The sequence below is a fragment of the Lysinibacillus sp. A4 genome (assembly GCF_024919535.1).
Taxonomy (GTDB): Bacteria; Bacillota; Bacilli; order Bacillales_A; family Planococcaceae; genus Lysinibacillus; species Lysinibacillus capsici.
Window position 1 is genome coordinate 40472 of sequence record NZ_JANWTB010000004.1, and the last position, 22832, is coordinate 63303.

At 38.6% G+C, this 22832-nt stretch carries 20 protein-coding genes, 1 pseudogene and 1 riboswitch; of the genes and pseudogenes, 9 read left to right on the forward strand and 12 right to left on the reverse strand.

The annotated features are described in order from the left end of the window. Position 1 precedes the first annotated feature (1 nt). Positions 2-1228 (reverse strand): benzoate/H(+) symporter BenE family transporter, encoded by a 1227-nt coding sequence (locus tag NY607_RS08710; protein WP_259419475.1) that lies wholly within the window; start codon positions 1226-1228, stop codon positions 2-4. A 610-nt stretch (positions 1229-1838) separates the two neighbouring features. Here NY607_RS08710 and NY607_RS08715 point away from each other — a divergent pair. After that, positions 1839-2870 (forward strand): S66 family peptidase, encoded by a 1032-nt coding sequence (locus NY607_RS08715; RefSeq protein WP_259419476.1) that lies wholly within the window; start codon positions 1839-1841, stop codon positions 2868-2870. Positions 2871-3110: 240 nt separating this feature from the next. Here the strand turns inward: NY607_RS08715 and NY607_RS08720 are convergent, their stop codons facing one another. The 4 genes and pseudogenes from NY607_RS08720 to NY607_RS08735 form a co-directional block, all read right to left on the reverse strand. Further along, entirely contained in the window at positions 3111-3653 is a 543-nt protein-coding gene (locus NY607_RS08720) for a pyridoxamine 5'-phosphate oxidase family protein (RefSeq protein ID WP_259419477.1), read from the reverse strand. Between the two features lie 344 nt (positions 3654-3997). Next, positions 3998-4996 (reverse strand): NADP-dependent oxidoreductase, encoded by a 999-nt coding sequence (locus NY607_RS08725; protein ID WP_259419478.1) that lies wholly within the window; start codon positions 4994-4996, stop codon positions 3998-4000. Positions 4997-5027: 31 nt separating this feature from the next. Beyond that, positions 5028-5338: pseudogene (locus NY607_RS08730) on the reverse strand (ArsR/SmtB family transcription factor). Between the two features lie 214 nt (positions 5339-5552). Next, positions 5553-6149, reverse strand: coding sequence for an SCO family protein (locus NY607_RS08735; protein ID WP_115673656.1), 597 nt, complete (start codon positions 6147-6149; stop codon positions 5553-5555). A gap of 585 nt (positions 6150-6734) precedes the next feature. Here NY607_RS08735 and NY607_RS08740 point away from each other — a divergent pair. The 5 genes from NY607_RS08740 (at position 6735) to NY607_RS08760 (ending at position 11271) form a co-directional block, all read left to right on the forward strand. After that, positions 6735-7070, forward strand: a complete 336-nt coding sequence (locus NY607_RS08740; protein WP_004227946.1) for a DUF485 domain-containing protein — start codon at positions 6735-6737, stop codon at positions 7068-7070. Continuing rightward, positions 7071-8624, forward strand: coding sequence for a solute symporter family protein (locus NY607_RS08745; RefSeq protein WP_016993894.1), 1554 nt, complete (start codon positions 7071-7073; stop codon positions 8622-8624). A 481-nt stretch (positions 8625-9105) separates the two neighbouring features. Then, complete coding sequence (locus tag NY607_RS08750) at positions 9106-9444, forward strand: DUF485 domain-containing protein (RefSeq protein WP_048393058.1); 339 nt, start codon at positions 9106-9108, stop codon at positions 9442-9444. A gap of 8 nt (positions 9445-9452) precedes the next feature. Beyond that, positions 9453-10997, forward strand: coding sequence for a solute symporter family protein (locus NY607_RS08755; protein ID WP_048393165.1), 1545 nt, complete (start codon positions 9453-9455; stop codon positions 10995-10997). A gap of 97 nt (positions 10998-11094) precedes the next feature. Continuing rightward, positions 11095-11271: a hypothetical protein gene (locus NY607_RS08760; protein WP_004227938.1), complete on the forward strand. Its 177-nt coding sequence runs from the start codon at positions 11095-11097 to the stop codon at positions 11269-11271. A gap of 26 nt (positions 11272-11297) precedes the next feature. Here NY607_RS08760 and NY607_RS08765 read toward each other — a convergent pair whose 3' ends face one another. The 7 genes from NY607_RS08765 to parE all read right to left on the reverse strand — a co-directional run bounded on the left by NY607_RS08765 (position 11298) and on the right by parE (position 19605). Next, positions 11298-12047: a TatD family hydrolase gene (locus NY607_RS08765; protein ID WP_259419689.1), complete on the reverse strand. Its 750-nt coding sequence runs from the start codon at positions 12045-12047 to the stop codon at positions 11298-11300. Next, complete coding sequence (locus NY607_RS08770) at positions 12037-12786, reverse strand: ABC transporter ATP-binding protein (RefSeq protein WP_103118201.1); 750 nt, start codon at positions 12784-12786, stop codon at positions 12037-12039. The genes NY607_RS08765 and NY607_RS08770 overlap by 11 nt, the downstream gene beginning before the upstream one ends. After that, on the reverse strand, positions 12761-13534 hold the full coding sequence (locus tag NY607_RS08775; protein WP_048393064.1) for an ABC transporter permease: 774 nt from the start codon (positions 13532-13534) through the stop codon (positions 12761-12763). The genes NY607_RS08770 and NY607_RS08775 overlap by 26 nt, the downstream gene beginning before the upstream one ends. Beyond that, on the reverse strand, positions 13534-13824 hold the full coding sequence (locus NY607_RS08780) for a thiamine-binding protein (protein ID WP_004227928.1): 291 nt from the start codon (positions 13822-13824) through the stop codon (positions 13534-13536). Before NY607_RS08780 ends, NY607_RS08775 begins: the two co-directional genes overlap by 1 nt. Before the next feature lies 1 nt (position 13825). After that, on the reverse strand, positions 13826-14821 hold the full coding sequence (locus NY607_RS08785) for an ABC transporter substrate-binding protein (protein WP_103118202.1): 996 nt from the start codon (positions 14819-14821) through the stop codon (positions 13826-13828). Between the two features lie 153 nt (positions 14822-14974). After that, positions 14975-15085: riboswitch (TPP riboswitch) on the reverse strand. A gap of 108 nt (positions 15086-15193) precedes the next feature. Beyond that, complete coding sequence (gene parC / locus NY607_RS08790) at positions 15194-17632, reverse strand: DNA topoisomerase IV subunit A (RefSeq protein WP_103118203.1); 2439 nt, start codon at positions 17630-17632, stop codon at positions 15194-15196. Further along, complete coding sequence (gene parE / locus NY607_RS08795) at positions 17629-19605, reverse strand: DNA topoisomerase IV subunit B (protein WP_048393067.1); 1977 nt, start codon at positions 19603-19605, stop codon at positions 17629-17631. The genes parC and parE overlap by 4 nt, the downstream gene beginning before the upstream one ends. Before the next feature lie 561 nt (positions 19606-20166). On the opposite strand from parE, the gene plsY reads away from it, so the two are divergent. The 3 genes from plsY (at position 20167) to NY607_RS08810 (ending at position 22812) form a co-directional block, all read left to right on the forward strand. Continuing rightward, entirely contained in the window at positions 20167-20769 is a 603-nt protein-coding gene (gene plsY, locus NY607_RS08800; RefSeq protein WP_048393068.1) for a glycerol-3-phosphate 1-O-acyltransferase PlsY, read from the forward strand. A gap of 19 nt (positions 20770-20788) precedes the next feature. Next, complete coding sequence (locus tag NY607_RS08805; RefSeq protein WP_048393071.1) at positions 20789-21079, forward strand: HesB/YadR/YfhF family protein; 291 nt, start codon at positions 20789-20791, stop codon at positions 21077-21079. 188 nt (positions 21080-21267) lie between these two features. Beyond that, positions 21268-22812 carry a spore germination protein gene (locus tag NY607_RS08810; protein WP_259419479.1) on the forward strand — a complete coding sequence of 515 codons (1545 nt, stop codon included), beginning with the start codon at positions 21268-21270 and terminating at the stop codon, positions 22810-22812. Positions 22813-22832 lie beyond the last annotated feature (20 nt).

Here is a 22832-nt window from a genome sequence, read left to right on the forward strand (position 1 = left end):
ATTATCTTTGTCTGATTTGTTGTCCCTCATTTATGCTTTGCTGTTTTCTGAGCAATGGAACATTCATTAATAAATGTGCGCCCAAACCAGCTACAAGCCCCCAAAATGCCCCGCCAACTCCAAGTAAAGTAACATTTGCGGCTGTTGCCAAAAAAGTAATGAGTGCTGTTTCGCGTCCAATAGGATTTGTTAAAGCATTGGCAAGGCTACTACCAATTGTGCCTAGCAACGCTAATCCCGCTAATGTTGCAATGAACGTAGCTGGGAGAATTAAAAACAATGCAGCCAATGTTACCCCAAAAATTCCGACAATTATATAAAAAATGCCACAGACAATACCTGCAATATAACGTTTTCTTGAATCCTCATGAGCGTCCTTCCCTGTACAGATCGCTGCTGTAATTGCTGCTATGTTAAAAGCATGCGATCCAAAGGGTGCTGTCAGGAGTGATCCCAATCCTGTTACAATCAAAATCGGATTGGCACTCGTTTTAAATCCATCATTTCGCAACACTAACATGCCTGGCATGTACTGTCCTGTTAAGGTAATAATAAAAAGCGGCAAAGCGACACCCAATAATGCATGTAGAGAAAACGTTGGCGTAACAAATACAGGAGACGCGAAGGCCAACTCGATATGGCTGAAATCTACCTGCCCCATACTTATTAAATAAATCAAGCCAATGACTAGAATACCGACAATTGCATAGCGAGATGTAAACCTTCTTAGTACGATATACGTAGTAAACAGGACGATGACAAGTAAAGGTTCCACTTTCGCACCACCAAAGGCTGAAATACCAAATTGTAATAAAATACCTGCCAATAGACCTGAAGCAATACCTGGAGGAATAAGTTGGACAAAACGTTCGAACATGCCTGATAAACCTAACAAAACAAATGCTATTGCAGAAATAATATAAGCTCCAATGGCTTCAGCATATGGGGTAACAGCTAAAGCCGAAACAAGAAACGCCACGCCTGGTGTTGACCAAGCTGTAATAATGGGTTCACGATATCGGTAACTTAGCCAGATACCCGTTACCCCCACACCAATGGAAATCGACCATATCCATGATGCAGTCATTTCTGGACTTAGACCGGCAACCTTGGCAGCCTGAAACACCAAGATAAAAGTGCCCCCATAGTTAACTAAGACAGATATAAAAGCAGCGATGGTGGGCGACAGGAAATCACGTACATTCAGTGAAACGGATGTTGAGTTCATACACTTTCCTTCCTTTCTACAAATTATTTTAATCTCTTCTTTATACTAGGAATTCATCACGTATTCTCGCCTTTAAGGACTGTTCCCTTGTGGAATGTCGTTTTCCTATTGTCATTAGCCCTCTTTATGTACGTGTCATTCCAGTAAAATTTCAATTTGCTTGATTCCAAGTAACGCTTTACTTGCTGCTATTTGATAAAATGTCAATCTACCTGAACTAAACAGTAGCACTTCCCCTCCTTGCTAATAAATGAACGGTCTTAGCATAACGTAATACGGATTGATAAAAAACATCCAAAACTACGAATTTTAGCAGTCCATAAAATTAGGTACAATCAAAAAACACTATCCTTATATTGTAGTTTTAAAAAAGAATTGAACGTTTAAAACAAAGATTGATTATTCATTTTAAAGTTTGATTAAAAATCCTGTGTTGCTATGTAGGATTTTTTTGTTCAACAAACGGGCCAGATTGTGAAATAAAATCATTTTGTGCAATGTTACCAAACAAGTATTTAGTAGCTTATTTAACATAAATGATAGACTGTTTAAAAATTTCCATTAATATGTTATTTTTAATGAAATTAAATCTAATTTGAGGTGAATTTAAATGTTATTAAAGCCAAATAAACTCCAGCAAGGAGATTATATCGCCACAATAAGTCCTTCTTGGGGAGGTGCTGGAGATCCAGAATTAAAATGGCGTTATGAACAGGGCGTAAAAAGACTTGAAGAGGTTTTTGGACTGAAAGTTATAGCAATGCCAAATAGCTTGAAAGGTGCAGATTATCTAGACAAAAATCCAAAAGCACGTGCAGAGGACTTAATGATGGCTTTTAAGGATCCCAAGATTAAAGCTATTATTGCAAATATTGGTGGAGATGATAGTGTTCGTTTACTCCCTTACATTGATTTTGAGGTTATAACTAAAAATCCTAAAATTTTAATGGGTTATTCAGATGTAACGATTGCTCATTTATTTTGTTTGAAGGCAGGTATATCTTCATTTTATGGACCAGCAATTTTAACCGATTTTGCAGAAAACGTTGAAATGCACTCATATACCGTTCAATCTATTCAGAAAACGCTCTTTTCTAATGAAGTAATAGGTGAAATTGTTCCTTCTGTAGAATGGACAAGTGAGCATTTAGAATGGATAGAATCAAATAAAAATCAAAAACGCACAATGCAACCTAATAAAGGATACGAATTGCTGCAAGGTAAAGGTATAGTGCAGGGACGTTTAATAGGAGGGTGCATTGAAGTATTAGAGTTTGCTAAAGGTACCGTGCTATGGCCTGAAGAAAAATACTGGGAAAATTGCATCCTTTTCTTTGAAACATCTGAAGATCAACCGGAGCCTAACCTACTTAGATATTGGTTGAGAAACTACGGTGTACAAGGTATTTTACAAAAAGCAAACGGAATTATATTTGGTAAACCACAAGATGAAAAGTATTTCGAAGAATATAAAGAAGAGATTTTAAAAGTGATGGGAGAATTTAACTTGGATGATACACCAATTCTATACAATATGAACTTTGGACATACTGAACCAAAATTCATTTTACCTCTTGGTGCATTAGCAGAAATTAATTGTAATACAAGCTCTTTTACTATTTTAGAAAACGCTGTACTGTAAGATGTTAGCGGCTTTTTGGGATGAATAAGGATATTCAATAATCGGGCGCAATTTTGGAACAACATAGCTAAAAAATGTTCAAACTTTTTTATAAAAATCTCATACTTATCTAAAGAGAGTAACTCCATTTTGAGCGATCTTTTTTCAAAATGGAGTTTTTGATGTTGCTATTAGATAAGGATTAAGGGATGGGATATTTTTTAATCCATCTTTCTGATTTACCAATTTCTAAAACCAATACTATGTATGTGGGATTTTCTCAATATTGAACATCTCCCCTAAGGCAATTGGATTTTCTTTCGCGGTAATATGTTGAGGATCAACACGGTAAACTTGAACAGGCCCTCCGAAAACGGCTGATCGATATTTATCCACGTGTTGCTGGGATAAGGGGCGATTATAGTAACCAGGTACATATTTATTTATCATTTCTTGCAACATGTGTGTCGCTTCATTCAAATCCAAAATAGGATGAGCCTTGCCAAAAACCATGACACTCATATAAGCCGTGTCCGTCTTTGCAGGTACTGGATTTGTAATGGTTCCATATTCATCGCAAACCGTAAAGCAAACCTCTGGGTTCTCTTCCATCACTTGATTTCGTCTCCCGCCAGTGGCTCCATGGAAATAAAGCACTCCATTTGTCCACACAAAATTAAGGGGGACAACATATGGCAAATGACCATCAACCATACCCAAATGCCCAATGCGAGCTTGCTGCAAAAATGCATCAATTTTGTTCTTGTCCAACACTTCTCTTACTTTATAACGTACTTTATCCATTGTTATCACTCCTACTTATAGTATGATGTGATTTTATCAACCTTTGGATTGAATAAAAACGTCCATAACTACAGCAATTAAGCAATCCATTTTCCAACTTGAAACAAAGACAAAACCACCGTTCAACAAAGAATGCTCAAACGATGGTTCTACTTTTTAGGAGATAGGTAATTATAAGCTTATTGGCTGACTAACTTTGCTATATTTGCCTTCAAAGAACGCAAGTGGTGAACCTTCGCTCATCTCAATATTGGGCTACATCTAACCTATAAAAGGAGAAGCCTTGAGGTTTGCGGTTATTACAAACTTTCCACTTAAACCTTTGTTAAAATACAACATAAAGACTATTTCATTTTTACGATAATCTTCCCCTTTGCTCTACCTGACTCCGCATATTCCATCGCCTTTTGAGCATCTTCAAATGAAAAAGTTCTATCAATGACTGGTTTGATTTTACCAGATTCAATTAAATTGGCTATTATGCGTAATTGATCGCCACTTGGTTTCATAAATAAGAAGGAATATTGAGCATGATATTTCTTTTCAAGTGAGGTCAGTTTATGACTTGCTGCTGAAAATAATAATGTTTTGAAAAATCCTGAACCATATTCTTTGGCGAAACGAGCATTCGGCGTGCCTGATACGGAGACAATTTTTCCACCATCCTTGATAATCTCGAAAGATTTTTCTAAGGTCTTTCCTCCAAGCGTATCAAAGACTGCATCATAATTTTTCAGTATAGCTTCAAAGTTTTCTTTCTTATAATTAATCACTTTATCTGCACCCAAAGATGTAACTAGGTTTGCACCAGCTTCGCTAGCCGTTGTTGCCACTGAGGCACCCATTACTTTTGCTAGTTGTATAGCAAAGGTACCTACACCACCAGAGCCAGCATGAATTAAAATCTTTTGACCTTTTTGTAATTGCATGATGTCATGTAAAGCTTGGTATGACGTTAAGCCAACCAGTGGGATTGATGCAGCTTCCTCAAAGCTCAAATTTTTAGGCTTTAGGGCTATGTCATCTTCATGAATCGAGATATATTCCGCAAAAGTACCAATTTTACTCTTCCTTGGACGTGCATAAATTGCATCTCCTACTTTAAAGCGCGTCACTTTTTCGCCAACCTTTACGACGACCCCTGAAAAATCATTTCCAAGGATTAGTGGCATTTTATAGTGGATTAACAGCTTCACTTTCCCATCACGGATTTTAAAATCAATCGGATTAATACTTGCTGCATGGATTTCAGCAAGTACCTCATATTCATTTATTTCAGGTGTAGGTACTTCTTTCATGCGCATTGGGGCTTTGCCATATTGATCGATCACCATTGCTTTCATCGTTCATTCCTCCAGATAACCTACTATATTGTCAATAAAATTCCGTTAACAACGTCTCAATATCCAAAACAAGATCTTTTAACGAACCTAGTTTTGTCCGTATATCTATATAGTAAAAGTTTTTTGTACCTTCTTTGCGCATTAAAATAACACCAGCATCTCGCAAAATCTTAAGATGATGTGACACAGCTGGCGAGATAAATGCGTTTGTTCTGTGATTTCACCTACACGCAATCCCGTTTGACAATCTGTGCTCATTAATACCATTAGAATGGCTTGTCTGGTTACATCACCAATTGCTAATAGTACCTTTTGAGAATTTATAAAGTCTTCCTTAATCAAGTTAAGCTGGTCTTGTTAATTCATTTAAATCCCTCCTCTTACTAATCAGTTGAATAGTTTAAGTTAATGAACCATTGCTGCATAAAACGAGACAATATTGCCGTATTCGGTGCAATATTGGGAAAGTAAATCGAGACGAATGATTTTTTAAAGGCGTACATCTTACTTTCCCCTCTTTCCATAAAAAAACACAAAAGTCACATGGACTTCTGTGTTATTTGCTCTCCTTAATAAGAGCCTTCATATCTCCAACGATTGTTTCAACTGGTACGTTTGTCGCGCCATCATAGTCTTTTACAACTGTGCCGTCTGCGTTTACTAAATAATAGCTCGACATATGTATGACTTGGTCTGAGTTAGGATCGTTTTTAACTAATGAATTAAATGATTTACGTGCAAATTGTTCAATGAATTTTTGTTGATAGCCAGTTAGTAGCTGCCATTTGCTTTCATCTACAACATTATACGTATTTAAGTAATTTGTTAAAACCTCAGGCTTATCCACTTCTGGATCGACGCTAAATGCCACAATTTGATAATCTTCAAGGCCTTCATCCTGTAGTGCTTGTTGAACTTCTGTCATATTAAATGTCATGGGTGGACAGATTGTCGTACAGTTTGTAAAAATAAACATGGCTAGCCAAGGCTTACCTTTAAGATCATCTAGGGTCACTTGTTCATTTTTTTGATTTGTTACTGTGAAATCTTGAACCTCGAGATTTAATGTTGGTTCAAACTTGTAACTACCGCAAGCAGCTAGAATGCTACTAAATGCTAGAACTAAAACTAGCAATATACTTTTCTTTGTCATTAGTGGTGCCCACTTCCCTTCATTTCATCACCTTATTTTATTCATTATAGAAGCTAAACACAAGATAATGGACTTACACCCAGATGGCTATTTGTATAACATGTGAACATTAACTGATTCTGGAATTCCACCTCACTAATTCTTCCAAATGACACATCCTTTTTAAAAATTTTTTCATAGCTTTTTTTTATCATTTTCGTTATTTCCCAAAATCTCAGATAATTGTTATATAACAAAATATTTCTACTTAACAAGCTCCCATGGAATTTAATAGCAGAATAATAAAATACAGAAAATTCTCTTTTATGTTTGTATTTTCTCCTACATTCATTTTTATCAACAACAAACTATTTTAACAATATTATTTCACCAGAAAACCGCACGCTCTTTTAAACAGAATTTTTCTAATAAATCCTTATTATTTCTATGTTATTTCCACAAAACAGAAGTGACTAAAAATTATAAAAACTCAAAATTTAGTATTGCATTATAGGATTCTCCCCCATAAAATAAGTGAATATAACGACGAACGAAAAAGAAATATGTCGTTTAAAACAGAAATATATAACTTTAGGGGGAATAATAATGGCGAATGTTTCAAGCAAAAAACAGGCCCAATCAATTGATTATCATGCAATTGAAGCAATGGAATCGTTTAATAGCTTTGTAAAAAAGAAAAATACCTTTCTTTTCTCGATTACAGCAGTGTTTTTAATTCTTTATATCCTGCTTCCGATTCTTGCTTTCCAGCCTGTACTACAACAAAAATTCTTCGGAAATATTACGGGTGTATGGGTTTATTCTGCAGGATTATTTATCATGACCATTGTGCTTTGTACAGTATATGTAAAAAAAGCTGCTTCATTCGATAAAGCTGCAGCTGCTGTTCTTGCAGAGTACCAGGCGAAAGGTGGAAAATAAATGAATATCGTATCCATAGGTTTCTTTTTAGCTATTGTTGGCTTAACACTTGTTGTTACTTATATTGCAGCAAAGCGTACATCTTCTGCGGCTGATTTTTACACTGCTGGTGGTGGTTTAAAGGGGTGGCAAAACGGCTTTGCGATTGCTGGTGACTATTTATCTGCGGCAGCCTTTCTTGGGGTGTCTGGTGCAATTGCCTTAACTGGCTTTGATGGTTTCTTCTTTTCTGTAGGCTATGTAGTAGCGAATTTAGTGCTGCTTTATGTCATTGCTGAGCCAATGCGAAACTTAGGCCGCTACACGTTAGCAGATATGTTAACGGCTCGTTTTAATGAAAAGCGAATTCGTGGTGTGGCAGCGTCTGGGACCATTATTATCGTAATTCTTTATATGATTGCACAGCTAGTTGGTGCTGGTGCATTGATTAAGCTATTATTCGGTATTGAGTATTGGATTGCCGTTTTAATTGTCGGTGTTATGATGACAACTTATGTATTGTTTGGTGGTATGACAGCGACTTCTTGGGTGCAAATCATTAAAGCAAGTCTATTATTATTCGGAACAGGTTTATTAGCGGTTTTAGTGTTAATGAAATTTGACTTCTCTCTTATGAAGATGTTCGACACAATTGCAGTAGATCATGGCGAAAAGTTCCTTGTACCTGGAATTAAGTATACAAGCACAATCGACTCCGTTTCGATGATGATGGCTTTAGTTTTAGGAACATCTGGTTTACCACATATTTTAATGCGTTTCTTTACAGTAAAGGATGCAAAGACAGCACGTGCCTCTATTTCTTGGACAACTTGGATTACAGCTATTTTCTTTTCATTAACAATTTTCTTAGGGTTCGGTGCATTAAACTTTGTAGGTTTAGATCAAATTCTTGCTGAAAGTAAGGCTGGTAATACAGCTGCTCCGCTTCTTGCGCATTACTTAGGTGGAGATGTATTGATGGCATTTATCGGCGCAGTGGCATTCGCGACTATTTTAGCCGTTGTTTCTGGTTTAGTACTAACAGGGGCTTCAGCCATTTCTCATGATATTTATGGAGAAATCATTAAGGGCGGTAAATTAACAGAGAAGCAACAGGTAGTAGCAGCTCGTACAGGCTCTATCTCAATTGCGATCGTGTCTATAATTCTCGCTCTGTTTGCACAAAGCTTAAACGTTTCATTCCTAGTATCATTCGCCTTTTGTATCGGTGCGTCAGCAAACCTACCTGTAATCCTTTATACAATCTATTGGAAGAAATTTAATTCTACAGGTGCTGTAACTGCGATGGTAACGGGGTTAGTATCATGTTTAATTTTAGGAGCAATGGGACCAAATGTGTGGAGCCCTGTTGAAGGTGCGGCTATCTTTGTTGGACAACCACTTGTGCCACTTGCTGTTCCAGCGATTATTACGATTCCATTAGGCTTTATTGCTGGATACTTAGGTACTGTTCTTTCATCTAACAAAGTGCCACAGGAAGAAGCAGAACGTATTTATAAAGAAATTCGTGTGAAAGCAAATACAGGCGTGTCTGTCTCTGATATTTCACATTAATATTTATACACCTCCTGCATAATGAATCTCAATTCAAAAAATGCAAAAAAATAGGCAAAAAATTCGATTTTTGGTCGAGTTTTTCGCCTTTTTTGTTATTCAATATCTACCAATTTATTTATTGAACAATATTATTTCACTTCCAAAAAACAGAAAAAATCCAATTTTCACTAGGTAAATAGTGTTTATTTTTAATTGAAAAAACAAGATTTTTTTGTAAATTTACCCTTCATTTTTTGTTAAGAATCTAGATTTCTCTTCACTTCATTTATTTATCTGAATTTTCTAAAACCCTTTATATTCTTGGCTTTGCGCCATTTTTTCTCTCTTAGGAGTATTTTCTGAAAAATTTTTTTTACATAATTTTTCTGAAATGTATTGCAATTTTGTGAACTGTTACATAAAATGAAAATGTGAATTCACTAAACTAGCAAAATCAAGTCTTGAGGTAGAAAAAATATACACAAAATGGGGAATGTTAATGGCGAACAATCAAGCAAAAAAAGGTATCGTGATTGACTATGATTCAATTGCAAATCAAGAATCATTTAAGTCTCTTGTACGAAGAAAGAACTCTTTTCTTTGGTCAATGACTGCCATATTTTTATCGGCATACATGTTGTTACCAATTCTGACATCGTACACGACAATTCTACACCAAAAGGCATTTGGGGAAATTACTTGGGTGTGGATCTATGCAGCAGGTCTTTTCATCATGACATGGGGGTTATGTCATTTATATGTAGCAAAAGCAAACAGCTTCGATAGAGAAGCAAAAGCGATTATCGCTGAATACGAGAACGGAGGTGGCCGCCGATGAGTAACGGAATGAGTCTTACAGCCATATTCTTCTTCGTAGCCATTGTTGGTTTAACATTAGTTATTACATGGTGGGCATCTAAACGTACATCTTCAGCAAGTGATTTCTATACTGCTGGTGGTGGCTTAACAGGCTGGCAAAATGGACTAGCTATCGCTGGTGACTACTTATCAGCAGCATCCTTCTTAGGTATCGCTGGTGCTGTAGCATTATTTGGATTTGATGGATTCTTCTTCTCTATTGGTTATTTAGTAGCTTACTTAGTGGTATTATATATCGTTGCTGAGCCATTACGTAACCTTGGGAAATTTACATTAGCTGACATGATTACAGCGCGTTTTGATAACGCCAAAGTCCGTGGAACAGCTGCTTTAAGCACTATTACAATTGTTTTATTCTACATGATTGCACAACTAGTTGGTGCAGGAGCACTTATTCAATTACTTTTAGGAATCGACTATTGGATCGCCGTATTAATCGTAGGATTCATGATGACAACTTACGTACTATTCGGTGGTATGACAGCAACATCTTGGGTACAAATTATTAAAGCTTGTCTTTTAATGTTGGGTACAGTTATTATTTCGTTCTTAGTATTAAAAGAGTTCGGCTTCAGTATCTCTACAATGTTTAAAGAAATGACAACGGTTACTGACAGTGGAGCTGCTTATTTAAACCCAGGTCTTAAATATACAAATGGACTTGATACAATCTCTATGTTAATTGCGTTAGTATTAGGTACTGCGGGTCTTCCACATATCTTAATGCGTTTCTTCACAGTAAAAGACGCGAAAACAGCTCGTTCATCTGTTATTTGGGCTACTTGGATCGTAGGTATCTTCTACGTTCTAACAATTTTCTTAGGCTTCGGTGCAGCAGCATTCGTTGGGAAAGAAGATATTATCGCAGCAAACGCTGCAGGTAACATGGCTGCCCCACTTCTTGCAGAAGCACTTGGTGGCGACATTCTATTCTCATTCGTTTGTGCAGTAGCATTCGCAACAATTTTAGCGGTAGTAGCAGGTCTTGTACTTTCTGGTGCATCTGCCCTATCTCATGATATTTATGGACAAATTATCAAAAAGGGTAAAATTACAGAAAAAGAGCAAGTTCTTGCAGCTCGTATCGGTTCGATTACAATCGCTGTTATTTCTATCCTATTAGCACTTGGTGCACAAACATTAAACGTTGCATTCTTAGTATCTTTAGCATTCTGTATCGCAGGATCTGCTAACCTTCCAGTTATCATCTACACAATTTATTGGAAACGCTTTAATACAGCGGGTGCTGTTACTGCAATGTTAACAGGTTTAATCTCTGCGTTAGTATTGGTTGCTATGTCTCCAAACGTTTGGAATCCAGTTGAAGGTAAGGCAATTTTCGTTGGTGATCCTTTAATTATGTTAACGAACCCAGCCTTAATCTCTGTACCACTTGGTTTCCTTGGTGGTTTCATCGGCACATTACTTTCTAAAGAAACAGATGATGCGAAGTATCGTGAAGTTGACGTTAAAGCAAACACAGGTATTTCTGTACAGGACGTATCTCACTAATACACTCGACAGCCTCGTAAGTATCTTGCTTACGAGGTTTTACTTTTTCTTCCCTATTCGCTACTATAGAATTAAAAATGAATTGGAGGCGATGCTCATGTCACAATCTAAAGCTAAAAAGAAGCGGATGCACATTAAACGCACAGTAGGTAAAGATGTTGAAAAAAATCGACAATCTATCTCTTTTAGTACACATGAACGTCTAACGAAAACAAAAAACGAAAAATTAGAGCATGATTATACGAAATATAAAAAGCAGTATAAGGACGAATAACTCGTACCCTATACTGCTTTTTCTTATTAAAGCCGATAAAATGTTTTCGTGTTTTGCGTAATAATTTTGGCCACTTCCTGTGTTGATAGCCCTTTGATGGAGGCAATCACCTCAATCGTTGAGTGCATCATCCAGGGAGATGTACGCTTCTTCGTAAACGGTCCCTCAAACGGCCAAGGACCATCCGTTTCTACCATCATTAGTTCAATGGGATAAGCATGAATTAGCTGTTGAATTTCCTCTTCGTACAAGCAATCTGGCGTAATAGAAATAAAATAACCTCGCTCTATCATGCGCTTCACAATAGCTTCATCCCCTTTAAACCAATGAAAATGGGCTTCGTGAAGCTGATGCTTTTCCAGCAAATCACACACAATATGGGCGTCCTCATATACTGCGTGTAACACAATTGGCTTGTCCAGCTCCTTCGCCAATACAACAAAACGCTCTAATAGTGCCACATAGGGACGTTCATCAATCGCTTGCTCTTGTTTTAAATAGTAAGGTAGACCCACCTCACCAATAGCAACCATATCATTCTGATGCGAATGAATCCAATCAAATAAAGCTGTCTCATCATTTGGACTTAGTAAAGGCTGTTCAGGATGAAAGCCAAAAGCAGCCTTTACTTGCTGATAGCTATTCGATAAACGCAACGTTCTTTCACAAGAGGAAAGTTGCATACTAACCGCGATTACAGCTTTCACTTCTTCTAATAAGGAAGGAATTTCCTCATCGGTGTACTGATCCAAATGAATATGCGCATCAATCAACATACATATCACCCTTTTCCTCCTGTAAATACATAAATAATTGTTGCTTTAACGCTGTGAATGCTGCAGAATGTCGAATTTCCTCTTTCCGAGGTCTCTCAAACGGCACGATGATTTCCTTTTTAACGGTAGCTGGACGTTTGGTTAAAACAAGTATGCGATCTGCTAAAAAGAGAGCTTCTTCAATACTATGTGTAACAAATAGAATGGATTTGCGGTACTCCTCCCAGATAGATAAAAGCCATGCTTGCATTTCCAGTCGAGTAAATTCATCCAACGCAGAAAATGGTTCGTCTAAGCATAAAATCGGCTTATCACTGACCATTGCTCGAATAAAGGACACACGCTGCTGCATGCCTCCAGACAGTTCGTTCGGGTAGGCATGGATAAAAGAGGCAAGACCAACCTTTTCTAACCATTCCTTGGCACGTTCAACATTTGGTTTATGTTGTAATTCCTCTACAAGCGTGACATTTTCTACTATTGTACGCCAGGGTAATAGACATGGCTGCTGTGGCATATAGCCAATCGTTCCTTTTTTTTGTTGGATATCCTCTCCATTTAATAAAATGGCTCCTTGATCAATTGGCGAAACACCACCAATTAATTGAAAAAGTGTGCTTTTACCACTGCCTGAAGGACCAACGATGGCCACAAACTCTCCATCCTTGACGTCAAAAGAAAGTTGATCAAGGACTTTGAGCGCATCGAAGGATTTAGCGATGTTTTGAATGCTGAGCATGATAGCCTCTTCCCTTCACCATGAATTTTTCAATTAAACGAATACCACTAAACAATAGTAAGCTCAAGAGAACAATCGCAAAAATTGCCACAAATACGCGATCCGTACGGAAGGAGGATTGGGCTAGGGTCATGTAAACACCAATACCCTTTTTTGCACCAAGCCACTCCGCAATCACAGCCCCCATCACACTATATGTAGCCGCAATTTTAATGCCTGAAAAAATAGCGGGATAGGCATAAGGCCATTCCAGCTTCCAAAAGGTTTGTGCCCTTGTAGCACCAACCATGGCAAAATAATGCTTTAATTCTGGAGCAGTTTGTCTAAATCCATCCATCGCTGCAATGACAATCGGGAAAAAGCACACAAGACAGATAATGATAAGCTTCGGTAATAAGCCAAAGCCAAACCAAATAATAAGGAGCGGTGCCAAGACTAGAATAGGAACATTCTGCGACATAATAAGAATTGGATAAAACAGTTCTCGAATAAATGTAAATCGATGCAACACTATTGCCACCGTTAGCCCACAAGCGATGCCAATGGCCAAACCTAGTAGAGCTAATTGTACTGTAGCGAATGCATGTGGTAGAAAGGTTTGATACGACTGGATGGCTTCTGACAAAATACTACTTGGTGTGGGTACTAACCAATGAGGAACTTCAGCAAACCTCACGATTAGTTCCCATATGAACAAGAGGAAGGCGATAAAAATTATCGTCCTTCCCTTCTGTAATGCACGTTTCATTACTGATATTTCTCCGTTAATGTATCCATCGTAATACCCGTTGGCTGATATAAAATTTTCACTTGTGTAATGACATTAATGGCACCAAGTTCAATCATTTTCTCATTCATTTTTTCAATGATTTGGAGCAATGTTGAAAGCTCACCCTCCATCGTTGTTTCCAATGGATGTACCTCATATTTCACCCCAGAAGCATCGATCACCGCAATTGCTGCATCGACATATGGTATAACATCTTCATATTTCTCTGTCTTCGGAATGATTTGTACACTGATTAATGAATTTGCCATCTTATTTGGCCTCCTTTTTAGGTAAGAAATCATTAGTAAAGGCTTTTTTCGCATCAAATTCGCCCTCTAGTACTTGATTGCTAGACATCCATTTCGCGTAATTTTCCCACACAGAAAGCTTTTGCTCTCCCCATTGCTTGGCATCATCCTGATATTTATCAGCCAGCCATTCCTGACTTTTATGCACTAATGCTTTATCTAAATCAGGTGCCGCTTCGATTAAAATATCAGCCGCTTCACTTGGGTTTTCAATTGCGTATTCATAGCCCTTCGATGCAGCTGCCACAAAGGCTTTGACTACATCCGGGTTGTCCTGTATCATTTTTTCATTTGTAGCTAAAACTGGCGTATAATAATCCAATTGATCACTATAATCTGTAAGATATAGCATATTAATCTTTTCCCCACGCAGCTCAGCCTCAATCCCAGTCCATGCATAATAAATCCAAGCAAAATCTATATCTTTTTCCATCATTGTGAAGAAATCTAAATCCCCTGCATTGACGATATCTAGCTTATTAATATCTGCCTTTTCTTTTTGCATGAGTGATTGTAAAACGGCTTGCTCTAATGGCGCGCCCCAACCACCATAGGTTTTACCTTCAAAATCCTTTGGCGATGTAATGCCCTTCGAAGCAATAGAAGCAAAGCCAGATGTATTATGCTGTATAATTGCTGCGATGGAGACCAGCGGCACATCCTGTACTCGTGCCTGTGTTATGCCTTCCTGATAGCTCACGCCAAAATCCGCCTTTCCAGAAGCAACAAGCTGATCTGCGCCCGCCTCACCAGGCATAATAATATCAACATCTAAACCCTGTTCCTCAAAATAACCGAGTTTTTTGGCAACATATAGTCCTGTATGATTTGTATTCGGCGTCCAATCCAGTACCACAGACACCTTTTTCAGCTTGTCTGCAGCCTGCTTGTCATCCTTGTCACTACAGCCTACTAATGTCAATAGTGCTGCCAATAAAATAAAAAACCATTTTTTCATGCGAAAGCCTCCCAGTTTGTAATATGAAAGTGTTCATGAATGAATGTTGTCACCAGAAGAAAGCGTATACAATGTTGGCAAGCTGTTGCTTGAAAACATAAAAAAACGCCTAGGATTCCTCCCAGACGTATTGCAATCAATCTTCAAAACTTTGCTTTTTGAATAGATGTTCCCTACGCTGGTACGAGCCAAATCAGGTTCAAAGGGTCAGCGTCTACCGGACACAATCTCAGCTAGCAATTACTAGCCCCCCTACATTCTTTCGCTATGAACTTTTCGATGATTATTATACCCATAGTTTCACTTAAATGACAAGGTGCTATTTTTGAATAGAGCTTAAAGCCCAGCGCTCCTAAGAGGCTGGGCATGCTTTTAGCTTGGTTTCTGTTCTTTTTTGGCTGTTACAACATGAGAAATTGCTCCATCTGTTGCAATATCCACTTTAAATGAACCATTGGAATGGCGATCCGCACGAGACAATGCTTGTACGTCAATCATCTCTTGAACACCTTTTTCAGTTTCAATCACAACCTGCTCCTCGTCTGTTGCTTGAACAACTGCCACAATTCGGTGAGGGTTTGCTTTTAACTCTGTTAATACTTTTAGTCCACGTTTTGCACGACTTGCTACTTCAACTTCAGCGACATTCATTTTCTTCACGGCCCCACGCTGTGTCACAATCACTACATAGTGGGTAACATCAGGCTGTAACACATTGACTCCAACTAAGGCTTCTCCATCTTTTAGTGTGATCCCTTTCACACCACCTGTTTTCACACCTGTCACAGGTAGTTCCTCCATTGGGAAACGAATCGCATAGGCTGTATCCGTTGTGAGCATCAGCTCCACGTCATCTGTTACAAATGATGCATAGATCATCGCATCACCAGCCTTGACATTCATCGTTTTAATTGGCTTTGAATAACGCGTTACCGCATAGTCTGCGAGTGGTGAGCGCTTAATTTGGCCATCTTTTGTGGCTGTGAAGACATACGTATTTGGCTGGTCAAATGTTTCGAAACCATAAACCGCAATAATCGATTCATCTTCCCCTGTTGGTACAATACTTGAAATATGCTGGCCGAGATCCTTCCAGCGTATATCAGGCAGCTCATGAACAGGCTGATAAATATAATTGCCTCGATTTGTGAAAAGCAGTAGATGGTGCTGTGTATTTAAGTTTGCTTCATACAATAAATAATCTGAATCCTTCATGGCAAAATCTTGCCCGTTTGAAGCGGCATGAGAACGTGTGGATGTACGTTTAATATAACCATCCTTCGTTACTGTTACGACAACCTCTTCACTTGGCACAAGGACATCCAATGTAATTTTAATTTCTTCAATTTCTTGCTCAATCTTCGAGCGGCGAGGCTCTGTAAAGCGTTTCTTAATATCTAGTAACTCTTGTTTAATAACACGCACAAGCTTAGCCTCACTTTGCAGAATCCCCTCTAGCTTCGCAATTAGCTTATTTAACTCGTCCTGTTCCTGACGAAGCTCTGTAATATCCGTATTCGTTAAACGATATAATTGCAGGCTTACAATGGCCTCTGCCTGTACCTCTGTAAAATCAAACTTTGCTTGTAAATTAAGCTTCGCATCCTTCTTATCATTTGAAGAACGAATCGTCGCAATGACTTCATCTAAAATGGAAAGGGCTTTAATTAATCCATCTACAATATGGGAACGATCCTTTGCCTTTTGCAAATCATAAATAGAACGGTTTGTTACCACTTCTTTTTGATGGGCAATATACGCATCTAGCAATAATGGCAATGTCATCATCGTTGGACGACGATTATGAATGGCAATCATATTAAAATTATAAGCTACCTGTAAATCCGTTGTTTTAAACAAGTACTGTAAAATTCCTTGTCCTGGTACATCCTTTTTCAGCTCAATTACGACACGTAAGCCTGTACGGTCTGATTCATCTCGAATTTCTGCAATGCCTTCTAATCGTTTATCTACACGTTGCTCATCAATTTTTTTCACAAGATTCGCTTTATTTACATCATATGGTAACTCAGTGATAACAATTTGCTCTTTACCACCCTTGATTGGTTCAACAACTGCTTGTGCACGGACGATGATTTTACCACGACCTGTTTCATACGCCTTTTTAATGCCATCAACACCTTGAATGATTCCACCCGTTGGGAAATCAGGTCCTTTAATCACCGTCATCAATTCATCTACAGTAACATTAGGCTTGTCTAAGCGCATCAACACAGCATCCAGTACTTCATCTAAGGCATGTGGCGGAATATCTGTCGCATAACCAGCGGAAATTCCTGTAGAGCCATTGACTAAAAGGTTAGGAAAACGTGCTGGTAATACAGTTGGCTCCATATCCTGATCATCAAAGTTTGGCACAAATTCAACCGTTTTCTTGCCAATATCTCGTAGCATTTCAGCGGCAATAGCTGATAGTCTCGCCTCTGTATAACGCATTGCAGCTGGAGGATCGCCATCTACCGAGCCATTGTTCCCGTGCATCTCAATAAGCATATGACGTGCCTTCCAGTCCTGACTCATCCGTACCATCGCTTCATACACAGAGCTATCGCCGTGCGGATGATAGTTACCAATTACGTTACCCACTGTTTTTGCGGATTTACGGAACGGCTTATCATGTGTGTTGCCTTCCGTAAACATCGCATATAAAATACGGCGCTGTACTGGTTTAAGACCGTCACGTGCATCAGGCAACGCGCGGTCTTGAATAATATATTTACTATAGCGACCAAAACGGTCACCCATTACTTCTTCTAACGGTAAATCTTGAAACTTTTCTGTACTACTCATGCTTGGTCCTCCTCTTGTTGGATGAATTCATTCTCTAAAATGTTAGAATCATCCTCCATACCGAAGTCTACATTGGCTTCGATCCATTTACGACGTGGTTCCACCTTATCACCCATTAACGTCGTGACACGTCTCTCCGCTCGTGCACCATCCTCGATTGTGACACGAATCAATGTCCGTGTTTCAGGGTTCATCGTTGTGTCCCACAGTTGGTCTGCATTCATCTCACCAAGACCTTTATAGCGCTGTAATATGTAACCCTTTCCAACCTTCTTGATGGCCTTTTGTAAATCACTTTCTGTCCAAGCATATTCAATGACTTCTTTTTTCCCTGTACCTCTTGATACTTTATAAAGCGGCGGTAGTGCGATATAGACTTTCCCAGACTCAATGAGCGGACGCATATAACGATAGAAGAATGTTAATAGCAAGACTTGAATATGTGCCCCATCTGTATCCGCATCGGTCATGATGACTACTTTATTGTAGGCAGAATCCTCCACCGCAAAATCCGTACCAACACCTGCCCCAATCGCATGGATAATCGTTGAAATTTCTTCGTTTTTCATAATATCCTGTAGCTTGGCTTTTTCTGTGTTGATTACCTTCCCGCGCAATGGCAGAATCGCTTGGAATGTACGGTCACGTCCTTGTTTAGCAGAGCCACCCGCAGAATCACCCTCGACTAAATACAGCTCATTTTTTGCCGCATTACGTGACTGAGCTGGCGTTAATTTTCCAGATAAAATCGTACTACCCTTTTTATTTTTCTTGCCATTTCGTGCATCCTCACGCGCTTTACGAGCCGCTTCACGCACTTGCTGCGCTCGAATCGCTTTACGAACAAGAGAAGCTGATAATTCTGCATTTTCCTCTAGCACATACAAAATTTGCTCAGACACTACACTATCTACTGCAGAACGAGCCTCACTTGTCCCAAGCTTACCCTTTGTTTGTCCTTCAAATTGCAGTAAGTGCTCTGGAATACGAACAGATACAATGGCTGCTAAGCCTTCACGAATATCTGTCCCCTCAAGGTTTTTATCCTTGTCCTTTAACAAGCCAATTTTTCTTGCATATTCATTAAAGACACGCGTCAATGCTGCCTTTGCACCCGTTTCATGTGTACCACCATCTCGTGTACGGACATTATTAACGAATGATAAAATCGTTTCCGAATAACCATCGTTATACTGGAAAGCGAACTCTACTTCGATTTCATCCTGTACGCCTTCTACATATTTTACTGGATGAAGGACATCTTTTTCCTCATTCAAATACGCAACGAAAGCCTCGATGCCATTCTCATAAAAGAACACATCGCTCTTGCCTTCCTCGCGCTCATCAATTAATTCAATTTTTAAGCCCTTTAATAAAAAGGCTGATTCACGTAATCGTTCCGCTAACGTATCATAATTGAATTTTGTGACAGAGAAGATCGTTTCATCTGGTAGGAAATGAACAAGCGTTCCTGTCTGCTTGGTCTGCCCAATATTTTCAAGTGTTGTGACAGGCTGTCCACCATGCTCAAAGCGTTGACGATACTTTTTACCATCGCGATGGATTGTCACCTCTAAAAATGTTGAGAGCGCATTCACAACGGAAGAACCAACACCATGTAAACCTCCACTTGTTTTATAGCCACCTTGACCAAATTTACCACCAGCGTGTAGCACTGTAAAAATAATTTCTGGTGTCGGTTTGCCCATTTTATGCATACCGGTTGGCATCCCACGGCCAAAGTCGCGCACACTCATACTTTGATCTTTATGAATTGTGACAATAATATGAGATCCAAAGCCAGCCAGTGCTTCATCCACCGCATTATCTACGATTTCATACACAAGGTGATGAAGTCCACGGCCATCCGTAGAACCGATATACATGCCAGGTCGTTTGCGTACCGCTTCTAATCCTTCTAATACTTGTATAGCGTCATCATTATAGACGCTAGGTGACTGTTTATTCGTCAAAAAAATTCCCCTCCAAAAAACAAACACATGTTCTATTTATGTTCTCATCCTAATAATAATAGCATTTCCTGTCAATAGCTAGCGACAGGTCCAATAAAATTTTAAAATTTGCTCACAGTTTTGATCTTTTTTATTAATAGTAAACATCTTCAACAGTTGCTTAAAATTGGTATTTGAGCAAGACAGACTGCTTCTAGCTTCCATCATCATTTGACGCATTGAAGCCTACTTAGTTGCAAAATAAAGTTGTGATGCTTGCAAATAAAAGCACACTAACTCGTGCCTTGCGATTAAACAGGATAAAGTTAGACTTCTATTCTACCAAAGGAATGAGCGATTGACAAAATTGCCATTTTGCCTATATTTTTATAAAGGTTTTAGTGCTTCCTACAAATTTATGTCTAAAAGCCTAGTCCTCGCTAATAGATTCTCTTTTGTATTGATTCAAGACTTCGGATGAAATCTCCTTCATAACATTGTAGATTAGCAAGAAAAAGTGTAAAATACTTGTTACAAACTATTAGTACCAAGTGATGGACTATGAATGAAAGGAGTCCAACTATGATCAATGGACTTATTATTTTATGTGCTTATCTAATCGGCTCTATACCTTCTGGATTATGGATAGGCAAAATTTTTTATAATACCGATATTCGTGAACACGGGAGCGGTAATCTTGGTGCGACCAATACTTTTAGAACATTAGGGAAAAAGGCTGGTATTATTGTTACGGTGATGGATGTCTTAAAAGGAACTGCCGCTGTCTTACTCGTGACACTTCCTGTTTTCTCTGATACTACACTCCACTCTTTATTACTGGGTCTTGTCGCTGTTATCGGTCATATGTTCCCGATCTTTGCCAACTTCCGTGGTGGGAAAGCTGTGGCAACGTCAGCTGGTGTATTATTAGGCTATTCTTGGCCACTCTTTGTCCTACTATTTATTACCTTTATTGTGACATTAAAAATCACAAAAATCGTCAGCTTAACATCAATGATAGCCGCTTTAGTAGCGCTTATCTATGCAATCGTTTATTATTTTATTACAGGTGACTTTGCATTAGGCATCTTGGTAGCCTTTTTATTTACCTTTATTATTTATCGTCACCGTGCCAATATTGCTCGTATTAAAAACGGCACCGAACCAAAGGTAAAATGGCTGTAGGAAGAGAGGAGCATTTGAAATGAATATTGCATTGACAGATGAAGCCCTACAATGGTTCAAACATGAAATGGAAGTTGAACCTGGTGATACAATTCGTTTTTATGCACGTTATGGTGGCTCAAGTCCGTTTCACGAAGGCTTTTCACTAGGCATGACACGTGAGGAACCTATTGCCATAGGTGTGCAAACAGAAATTGATGGTGTTATCTATTACATTGATGAGAAAGATCTTTGGTTCTTTAACGATCACAATTTACATGTTGATGTTGATACAAGTAATGATGAATTACAATACGACTATCGTACATAAAGCAGTCTGTCCTTTCCATACATGAAAGGACAGACTGTTTTTTTATTTATTACAAAACAAGACACACGAAAGTTGCAAGGAATGTGATATTGCCACAAATAGCTAGATTTTTCATATCTCTTTCGTTTATCTCTCAAAAAAATTGTCCATTCTAAAGGTAATGAACGACCATTTGAGGAGGAAAACACATGTCCATGTCTAACAATAACGAGACCTCCCCATCCCATACAACGAACGATTTATTGTATACTTCCCTATCTAAAAATATAAAAATCATTCAACAATCACTAGGGCATAGTAATGATATTATCATACGTGAAATTGCGATTGGAGAAACTGATCCCCATAGCCTCGCCATTATTTCCATTGATGGCTTATCGGATAAAACGACTATTTCTGATTCTGTTATCGATAAACTGATGGCAAATATTGAAGAAGAACAAGATATTGAAATAACAACCATTAATCAATATGTTCGGAATTCCTATTTAACGGTAGGCGATGTGACGAATATTGAGCATTTCACAACACTCTACAATGCCATTCTCAATGGTGAAACGGTTATTTTATTAGATGGCTTTGCCGAAGGGATTGTGACAAGTACTAGAAGTGCCAAGGATCGAGCTGTCACAGAGCCATCGACGGAATCCGTAATTCGCGGACCGAGGGAATCCTTTACGGAAACCTTGCGAACGAATACAGCGCTCATTCGTCGCAAAATAAAAAGTCCGAATCTCTGGATAAAATCACGCGTTATCGGAGATGTGACACAAACAGATGTAGTAGTGATGTATATAAATGGCATCGCCAGTGACAAAATCGTCGCAGAGGTATTGGCTCGATTAGATCGTATTAATATTGATGGCATTCTGGAAAGTGGCTATATTGAGGATTTTATTCAAGACTCAAAAAACTCTATGTTTCCAACCGTCTACAACTCTGAACGACCTGATGTCATCGCAGGTGAATTATTAGATGGCAAAGTGGCGATTCTAGTTGATGGCACACCTTTTGTCTTAGTCGTTCCAGCGCTATTTACATCCTTTTTACAATCAGCAGAAGATTATTATCAGCATTGGATGATTAGCTCACTTGTACGTATCTTGCGTTTCTTTGGTATCAGTCTAGCATTAGTAGCACCATCCTTGTATGTGGCGATTACTACCTTTCATCAGGAAATGCTACCGACCCCCATGTTAATTAGCATTGCTTCACAAAGGGAAGGCGTACCCTTTCCTGCAGTAGTAGAAGCGCTTATTATGGAGGTTGCCTTTGAGGTCTTAAGGGAAGCTGGACTTCGTATGCCTCGAACAATCGGTCCTGCGGTATCCATCGTAGGTACTTTAGTTATTGGTCAGGCAGCAGTTGATGCAGGCGTCGTTTCCGCTGTAATGGTAATTATTGTAGCCTTAACAGCGATTTGTAGCTTTCTATTCCCTGCCTATGGCTTATCGAATACGATTCGTGTACTACGTTTCCCATTAATGATTTTAGCTGCTATGTTTGGTTTATTCGGTGTAATGTTTGGCATTATGCTAATTATTCTTCATCTATGTAGCATTCGTTCATTTGGTGTACCTTATTTAAGCCCATTCGCACCGTTGGTATTACAGGATCAGAAGGATGCGTTTCTGCTGTTCCCGCGTAGAAAGTTACTTACACGACCTCGTTTGGTCAATCAAAAAAATATTGTTAGAGGACATAAATATATCAATGTAAAAAGCAGGAAATAACAACTGGATAAATGAGGAAT

Bases quoted from the DNA above. Each gene is read 5' to 3' on its own strand.
- NY607_RS08710 (WP_259419475.1), bottom strand. From the start codon at position 1,228: ATGAACTCAACATCCGTTTCACTGAATGTACGTGATTTCCTGTCGCCC.
- NY607_RS08715 (WP_259419476.1), top strand. From the start codon at position 1,839: ATGTTATTAAAGCCAAATAAACTCCAGCAAGGAGATTATATCGCCACA.
- NY607_RS08720 (WP_259419477.1), bottom strand. From the start codon at position 3,653: ATGGATAAAGTACGTTATAAAGTAAGAGAAGTGTTGGACAAGAACAAA.
- NY607_RS08725 (WP_259419478.1), bottom strand. From the start codon at position 4,996: ATGAAAGCAATGGTGATCGATCAATATGGCAAAGCCCCAATGCGCATG.
- NY607_RS08735 (WP_115673656.1), bottom strand. From the start codon at position 6,149: ATGACAAAGAAAAGTATATTGCTAGTTTTAGTTCTAGCATTTAGTAGC.
- NY607_RS08740 (WP_004227946.1), top strand. From the start codon at position 6,735: ATGGCGAATGTTTCAAGCAAAAAACAGGCCCAATCAATTGATTATCAT.
- NY607_RS08745 (WP_016993894.1), top strand. From the start codon at position 7,071: ATGAATATCGTATCCATAGGTTTCTTTTTAGCTATTGTTGGCTTAACA.
- NY607_RS08750 (WP_048393058.1), top strand. From the start codon at position 9,106: ATGGCGAACAATCAAGCAAAAAAAGGTATCGTGATTGACTATGATTCA.
- NY607_RS08755 (WP_048393165.1), top strand. From the start codon at position 9,453: ATGAGTCTTACAGCCATATTCTTCTTCGTAGCCATTGTTGGTTTAACA.
- NY607_RS08760 (WP_004227938.1), top strand. From the start codon at position 11,095: ATGTCACAATCTAAAGCTAAAAAGAAGCGGATGCACATTAAACGCACA.
- NY607_RS08765 (WP_259419689.1), bottom strand. From the start codon at position 12,047: ATGTTGATTGATGCGCATATTCATTTGGATCAGTACACCGATGAGGAA.
- NY607_RS08770 (WP_103118201.1), bottom strand. From the start codon at position 12,786: ATGCTCAGCATTCAAAACATCGCTAAATCCTTCGATGCGCTCAAAGTC.
- NY607_RS08775 (WP_048393064.1), bottom strand. From the start codon at position 13,534: ATGAAACGTGCATTACAGAAGGGAAGGACGATAATTTTTATCGCCTTC.
- NY607_RS08780 (WP_004227928.1), bottom strand. From the start codon at position 13,824: ATGGCAAATTCATTAATCAGTGTACAAATCATTCCGAAGACAGAGAAA.
- NY607_RS08785 (WP_103118202.1), bottom strand. From the start codon at position 14,821: ATGAAAAAATGGTTTTTTATTTTATTGGCAGCACTATTGACATTAGTA.
- parC (WP_103118203.1), bottom strand. From the start codon at position 17,632: ATGAGTAGTACAGAAAAGTTTCAAGATTTACCGTTAGAAGAAGTAATG.
- plsY (WP_048393068.1), top strand. From the start codon at position 20,167: ATGATCAATGGACTTATTATTTTATGTGCTTATCTAATCGGCTCTATA.
- NY607_RS08805 (WP_048393071.1), top strand. From the start codon at position 20,789: ATGAATATTGCATTGACAGATGAAGCCCTACAATGGTTCAAACATGAA.
- NY607_RS08810 (WP_259419479.1), top strand. From the start codon at position 21,268: ATGTCCATGTCTAACAATAACGAGACCTCCCCATCCCATACAACGAAC.